3 protein-coding genes are annotated in these 7865 nt (G+C 39.8%); 1 reads left to right on the top strand and 2 read right to left on the bottom strand.

What is annotated here, in order from left to right:
- The first annotated feature begins 161 nt into the window (after nt 1-161).
- The gene (locus tag PP182_RS20055) at nt 162-1739 is read left to right on the top strand and encodes a sulfatase (RefSeq protein ID WP_272653033.1); all 1578 of its coding nucleotides are present in this window, start codon (nt 162-164) and stop codon (nt 1737-1739) included.
- A gap of 65 nt (nt 1740-1804) precedes the next feature.
- On the opposite strand, the gene PP182_RS20050 is transcribed toward PP182_RS20055, so the two are convergent.
- Together PP182_RS20050 and gltB are read right to left on the bottom strand one after the other, a co-directional pair.
- Complete coding sequence (locus PP182_RS20050; protein WP_272653032.1) at nt 1805-3271, bottom strand: glutamate synthase subunit beta; 1467 nt, start codon at nt 3269-3271, stop codon at nt 1805-1807.
- A gap of 9 nt (nt 3272-3280) precedes the next feature.
- Nucleotides 3281-7789: a glutamate synthase large subunit gene (gltB, locus tag PP182_RS20045; RefSeq protein WP_272653031.1), complete on the bottom strand. Its 4509-nt coding sequence runs from the start codon at nt 7787-7789 to the stop codon at nt 3281-3283.
- Nucleotides 7790-7865 lie beyond the last annotated feature (76 nt).

Below are 7865 nucleotides of genomic sequence, written 5' to 3'. Positions count from 1 at the left end.
AGGGAAGTTAAGACCGTTTGCGCCGATGGTACTGCTATACCAAGTGGGAGAGTAGGTAGCCGCCTTCCTCGAAGCCCCTTACCGTTAGGTAAGGGGCTTTTTTTATTGGGTAAAATTCCAATTTTGCTTTTTTCTATATTTGGGAAAACAAACATGGAGTCATGAAATATATTTTCTTAACTATAATAATATTCATATGCACTTCATGTGAAAACAACCAACCTAAGTTTCCTAAAACACCTAACGTATTGTTCATTTTAGTGGATGACTTAGGATATAAAGATTTAGGTGCCACGGGTAGTACTTTCTACGAAACACCACATATAGACCAATTGGCTTCCGAGAGTGTAAGTTTTATCCAAGGCTATGCCGCTAGTAGGGTGTGCAGTCCCTCAAGAGCAAGTATCATGACCGGAAAGTTTACTGCAAGACATGGTATTACGGATTGGATTGGCGCCAAATCTGGAGAAAACTGGAGAGATTTAGGGAGACATGATAAACTATTGCCAGCTGCTTATAATCAAAATCTTCCATCCAATGAAATTACGATTGCAGAGGCCTTTAAGGAAAATGGATATACTACCTTTTTTGCAGGTAAGTGGCATTTGGGAAATGAGGGCTCCTATCCTGAAGACCATGGTTTTGATATAAACAAAGGCGGGTGGGAGAAAGGTAGTCCTATTGGAGGATTTTTTTCACCCTGGGAAAACCCAAGCTTACCCAACCGGAAAAATGGCGAGCAACTTAGTTTACGATTAGCAAATGAAACTGCTGAGTTTATTTCGGAGCATGGAAATAAACCTTTTTTTGCCTTTTTATCTTTTTATGCCGTACATGCTCCCTTGCAAACCACCCAAGAAAAATGGATTAAATACAAGGACAAGGCCAAAATGCAGGAAACTGCCAATCAGGGTTTTGCCATGGAACGAGTATTGCCCGTTCGCATAATACAGGATAATCCAGTGTATGCTGGTTTAGTGGAAAATATGGACGATGCTGTTGGGGTTGTCCTTAAAGCATTAAAAGAAAAGGGTTTGGAAAAGAATACTATTGTGGTCTTCACTTCTGATAATGGAGGGGTGGCTTCGGGAGATGCCTATGCAACTTCCAATCTTCCCCTTCGAGGCGGAAAGGGCTACCAATGGGAAGGGGGAATACGTGAACCCTATTTGATAAATGTACCTTGGTTAAACAATGGAGGAAGTACCAGTGATTACCCTGTTATCGGAACCGATTTTTATCCGACCCTATTGGACTTGGCAGGTTTGGACCCCTTAACATATCAACATATTGATGGTGTTAGTTTAAAGCCTATTTTGGAGGGAAAGGAATTGGATTTTGATCGGCCCTTGTTTTGGCACTATCCTCATTATGGCAACCAAGGAGGTAATCCTTCTTCAATAATACGAGAGGGAAACTGGAAGTTGATACATTATTGGGAAGACGGCAGTGAGGAACTTTATGATATTATCGCTGATACAGGAGAACAACACAATGTAATTCAAGAACAACCAGATATAGCAATTATACTCAGTAAAAAGCTTTTAGCATGGTTAACAAATGTCGGAGCGAAATCGCCAGAATCAGACCCAGAATACGATTCTGAACTTGCTAGCAGAAGGCACCAGAAGGTTGTTGATGAAAAGTGGCCCTCACTAGAAGCTGAGCGGTTAGAAATGCTATCCGATGGCTTTAAACCCAATCAGGAATGGTGGGGTAGTAAGATTACAAAAGATTAGCACCTTTTAAAATAAAAAAGGGACCTTTTTTTAGAAGGCCCCTTTTCAAGTCATTGAATTAATAATTAAGCTCGAGGTAAGTCACCATCACCTTTTAAAGGTAAAGAGGATTCTCCCATTAGATATTTATCCACATGGTATGCAGCTTGTCTACCTTCCGAAATGGCCCAAACGATTAAGGATTGTCCTCTTCGTTGATCACCTGCAACAAAAACTCCGGGAACATTTGTTTTATAATCTACTTCCGAAGCTTTGATATTCGTTCTGGTATCCATTTCAAGACCCAGTTGTTCTGCAACCGTATTTTCAGATCCTGTAAAACCTAGTGCCAATAGTGCTAATTCACACTTCCATTCTTTTTCCGTTCCTTCTACTTCTTTTAATTGTGGTCTTTCACCAGGGACTTTGATCCATTCCACTTCCGAAGTGATTAGTCCTTTAAGGTTCCCTTGGTCATCTCCTATAAACTTCTTAGTAGAGATACTAAAAAAGCGTTCCGCACCCTCTTTATGGGATGAGCTTGTTCTTAACCTCATAGGCCAAAATGGCCAAGGTTGGTCCTTTGGTCTATCCGTAGTTGCCATGGGCATTATTTCAAAATTTGAAACGGATTTGGCACCGTGTCTAAAAGAGGTTCCAATACAGTCAGATCCCGTGTCGCCACCACCAATAACCACCACATCTTTGTCAGTGGCCATTATCTCTTCCCCTAAATCTTTGATGCCATCTACACGTCTATTATTTTGCCCAAGGAAATCCATAGCCTGTACGACTCCTTTTAAGTCAGCACCTTCAATTGGTAATTTCCTTCTTACAGTAGCCCCACCAGTTAAGACAATCGCATCAAAATCGCCTTTTAAGCTGTCCGCTTTAATATCTTTTCCTACATGGACACTACATTTAAAGGTGATGCCTTCTTCCTTTAAAATTTCTAGTCTACGATCTATAATTCGCTTTTCCATTTTAAAATCTGGAATACCGTATCGGAGTAAACCACCAGGTTTTTCATCTCTTTCAAAAACTGTTACCTCGTGACCAGCTCTATTCAGTTGTTGTGCAGTGGCCAGGCCAGCAGGACCCGACCCTATTACAGCCACTTTTTTTCCGGTTCTTTTTTCCGGTGGTCTAGCAGTAATCCAACCTTTTTCAAATGCGGTTTCAGCAATGTTTTTTTCTAAATTCTCTATTGTTACCGGATCTTCGTTTATTCCCAATACACATGCTTCCTCACAGGGTGCAGGGCACAATCTGCCTGTAAATTCCGGAAAATTGTTGGTTGCATGTAATATCTCACTTGCCTTTTCCCATTTACCTCGATAAACAGCATCATTAAAATCAGGAATTAAATTACCTAGTGGGCAACCACTATGGCAAAATGGTATTCCACAATCCATGCAGCGTGCACCTTGATCTTTTACATCTTTCTCTTCCATAGGGAGGGTAAACTCCCTATAGTGTTTTATACGCTCTTCTACCGGCGCATATGATTCTATCTTTCTATCGAATTCCAAAAAACCTGTTGTCTTCCCCATTTCTCGATTTTATATTGTTTGTAAATTTTCCTTTTCCAATCGTATCAATGCTTGTCTATATTCTTCTGGGAAAACCTTAATGAATTTAGGTAAATAAGATTCCCATTTTTCTAAAATCCGTTGAGCCAAAGGACTCAAGGTTGCATTATAATGACTCGTAATTAAATCTTTAAGTTCCTTGATGTCTTGATCTTCTTCAACTTTCAACAAATTCAAGCCTTCACTACTGCACCTTTTTCGAAAGGTTCCTTTTTTATCTAGAACATAGGCTATACCCCCACTCATTCCTGCACCAAAGTTTCTTCCTACCTCGCCAAGGATGACCGCAATTCCTCCGGTCATATATTCACATCCATGATCTCCAATTCCTTCAACCACTGCTTTTGCACCGGAATTTCTAACACAAAAGCGCTCTCCCGCCTTACCATTTATATAGGCTCTACCCGCTGTTGCTCCGTATAAAGTTACGTTCCCCGTTATTACATTTTCCTCAGGAACTATTGTAGAACCATCAGGAACTTTAACCACTAATTTTGCTCCGGAAAGGCCTTTACCTAAATAATCGTTCGTATTACCATTGACAATCATGGTTAAGCCGCGCGTAGCGAAAGCTCCAAAACTTTGTCCGGCCGATCCTGTAAAGTTAAGTTTTAGAGTGTTTATTGGTAAGCCTTCCGCTCCGTACGTCTTTGAAATTTCGTTGCTGATGATAGCGCCTACTGCACGGTCCGTATTGCAAATTGGATAATCCAATGTCAGTTTTTCCTTTCTGAACAAGGAAGGATTTGCTTTTTCAATAATGTCAAATTCAATGGAATCGAAAACATCATGATGCTGCTTCTCCGTATTATAGAATTTGGTTCCTTTAGGTACATCAACCTGGTGTAGAATTGGTGTTAGGTCAATACCGTTCGCCTTATAATGGTCTATTGCTTTTTTACGATCCAATTTCTGTACTTGTCCTACCATTTCATTAATGGTTCTAAAACCAAGCTGTGCCATAATTTCCCTTAGTTCCTGGGCAACGAAATACATATAATTGACCACGTGTTCAGGTTTACCTTCGAACTTTTTACGGAGTTCTGGATTTTGTGTTGCGATACCAACTGGACAAGTGTTCAGATGGCATACCCGCATCATGATACATCCCGAAGCAACCAATGGTGCTGTTGCAAAACCAAATTCTTCGGCTCCTAACAAACACGCAACGGCGACATCCCTACCCGTTTTTAACTGACCATCACATTCCAAGACTATTCTATTTCTTAAGTCGTTTAAGACCAAAGTTTGTTGTGCTTCAGCTATACCTAACTCCCAGGGTAAGCCTGCATGTTTTAAGGATGTAAGCGGTGAAGCACCAGTTCCTCCATCAAAACCGGAAACCAAGATGACGTCTGCTTTTGCTTTGGACACTCCTGCAGCAACTGTTCCTACACCAACCTCCGACACCAATTTCACATTGATTCTTGCTTTTCTATTTGCAGATTTTAAATCATATATTAATTGGGATAAATCCTCGATTGAATAAATATCGTGATGTGGTGGTGGCGAAATTAAACCTACATACGGCGTAGAATTTCTAGTTTTTGCAATGGCGGGGTTTACTTTTGGTCCCGGTAGTTGTCCACCCTCACCAGGTTTGGCCCCTTGAGCCATTTTTATTTGAATTTCTTTTGCATTGGTCAAATAATTCGAGGTTACCCCAAATCTACCTGACGCAACCTGTTTAATAGCACTATTTCTCCAATCCCCGGTTGCATTTTTATAGAATCTGGTTTCATCTTCTCCACCTTCCCCGGAGTTACTTTTACCCCCAATCCTGTTCATTGCAATGGCCAGGTTTTCATGGGCCTCTTTACTTATTGAACCATATGACATAGCTCCCGTTTTGAACCTTTTTACGATTTCTGTCCAAGGTTCAACTTCATCTATTGGAATAGGGTCGTAATTGGAAAATTCAAAAAGTCCCCTTATGGTCATTAAGCTCTTTGATTGTTCGTTGACCATTTGCGAAAACTCCTTATACGTATCAGGCTCGTTGTTTCGTACGGATTTTTGAAGTTTAGCAATGGACAAAGGATTGAACATATGTTTTTCTCCATTTCTTCTCCAACGGTACTCACCTCCAATTTCTAAATCTAGGTTAGCTTCAACTTCATTTTTATTAAATGCCTTTCTATGTCGCTTAGCAACTTCTTTTTCAATTTGATAAAGTCCAATACCCTGTATTCTAGTAGGTGTATTTGGAAAGTATTTTTCAACAACTTTGGTGTTAATACCAATACATTCAAAGAGTTGTGATCCCCTGTATGAGTTTAGGGTGGAGATACCTATTTTGTTCATCACTTTTAAAATACCTTTTCCGATGGCCTTGTTGTAATTTTTTACGGCCTCCTCAAAAGTGAACTCCGTGATATCGTTCTCTTTAATTTGTTCCCCTATTATTTCATTTACCAAATAAGGATTGATTGCACTTGCGCCAAATCCAAATAACACTGCAAAATGGTGAACCTCCCTTGGTTCCGCAGATTCTACGATGATACTCAGTTTTGAACGCTTACCCAATTTTTGGAGTCCGCTGTTTACGAACGAACAGGCCAGTAGAGCTGGTATGGGGGCTTCGTCCTCACTTACGTTTCTATCGGAAAGAATGATGATATTCGCATCATCATCAACGGCTTTGGATGCTTGCATCAAGATAGATTGCAGGGCGTCTTCTAGACCGTTGTGGCCTTTTTCAACGTCGTACAATATTGGAATGGACACTACCTTATAGTCTGGACTAGCGTCATAATTCTTTATTTTGTCCAGATCTTCCTTGGAGATAACCGGATTTTGAATTTTCAGTTTTCTACAATGAAATTCGGAAAACTCAAAAATATTATGGTCACTACCCAAGGTTAAACTGATATCGGTAATCAGTTCTTCCCGGATTCCATCCAAAGGTGGGTTGGTTACTTGCGCAAATAGTTGTTGAAAGTAGTTATAAATTAGTTGAGGGCGTTCAGATAAAACAGCGATGGGCGTATCCGACCCCATTGAGCCAATTGGTTCTTTTCCGGTTTTACCCATAGGCAGGATAATCGTATTGATATCTTCCAAGGTATAACCAAAGACAGATTTTCTTTTTTCCAAAGAAGCTTCTCCTAAAAACAAAGGACAATCATTATACGGTATATCCTTTAAGTGAACCAAGTTTTTATCTAACCATTTTTTGTAGGGTCTTTTCTTGGCTATTTCTTCCTTAATTTCCTCATCGTTGACAATACGACCTTCTTCCATATTCACTAAGAACATTTTTCCAGGTTCCAAGCGACCGTGAAACTCGACATTTTCTGGTGCAATTTCCACAACTCCAGTTTCAGAAGACATGACTACGTAGTCATCTTTGGTAACCGAATATCTGGATGGTCTAAGGCCATTTCTATCTAAAACTGCCCCTATATAATTCCCATCGGTAAACGGGATGGAAGCAGGTCCGTCCCATGGCTCCATGATACAAGAGTGGTATTCATAGAAAGCCTTTTTAGCTTCGGACATTTCTGTATTTTTTTCCCATGCCTCAGGTACTAAAACCATCATTACTTCAGGTAACGAACGGCCTGTCATCAATAGAAGTTCAACAACCATATCCATAGTAGCTGAATCCGATTTACCAGGTAAAATTATGGGCAAAACATTTTTTATCTCATCACCGAACATATCACTTTCAAGAAGTTCCTGACGGGAGTACATTCTTGAAACATTCCCTCTTAAAGTATTTATCTCACCATTATGACACATATATCTAAAAGGCTGGGCCAAATCCCAAGTGGGGAAAGTGTTGGTAGAAAACCGTTGGTGGACCAAAGCCAATCTGGTAACCACTCTTGGGTCCATTAGATCTGAATAATAAAGGCTAATGTCCATCGGCATAAGCAAGCCCTTAAAAATGATTATTTTGGTAGAAAGGCTGGGTACGTAGAAAAACTTACTTTCGGAAAGTTTCGATTTTAATATGGCATGCTCGGTAACCTTTCGAGCAATAAACAATTTTAAATTGAACTCGAAATACGTTTGCTCTTCCTTCTCTTTGGCAATGAATATTTGTTTTACAAAGGGTTCCGTTTCCGCAGCTATTCTGCCGGGAACCGAACGGTTTACAGGAACATCCCTCCACCCCAATAATTTAAGGCCTTGTTTCTTAATATTCTCCTCAAAAATAGAAATACAGAATTCACGTTGATTTTGCTTTTGAGGAAAAAATACGTTGCCTACGGCATATTCTCCTTGTTCAGGCAATTCAAAAGTACAGACCTCTTTAAAGAAATTATGGGGTATATCTATTAAAATCCCTGCACCATCACCCGTCTTGCCATCAGCACTTACAGCACCTCTGTGTTCAAGGCGTTCAAGAATTTCAAGAGCTTTATGAATTATGTCATTTGACTTCTTTCCCTTAAGACTACAAATAAAACCGGCTCCACAGTTGTCATGTTCAAATTCTGGCAGATATAGCCCTTGCTTCTTCAATTTCATATTTTATCGTATTTCTCCAAAAATATTATTTTATTTAAATTATAATCAGTGATTGTTTAATAAATGAGTAAAATAT

It is taken from the genome of Maribacter sp. PR1, from assembly GCF_028464145.1.
In the GTDB taxonomy this organism is placed as follows: domain Bacteria; phylum Bacteroidota; class Bacteroidia; order Flavobacteriales; family Flavobacteriaceae; genus Maribacter.
Note: the sequence above shows the minus strand (reverse complement) of the source record. Positions and strands in the feature narration are given on the sequence as shown.

Coding starts and splice junctions, on each gene's coding strand:
- PP182_RS20055 (WP_272653033.1), top strand. CDS start 162: ATGAAATATATTTTCTTAACTATAATAATATTCATATGCACTTCATGT.
- PP182_RS20050 (WP_272653032.1), bottom strand. CDS start 3,271: ATGGGGAAGACAACAGGTTTTTTGGAATTCGATAGAAAGATAGAATCA.
- gltB (WP_272653031.1), bottom strand. CDS start 7,789: ATGAAATTGAAGAAGCAAGGGCTATATCTGCCAGAATTTGAACATGAC.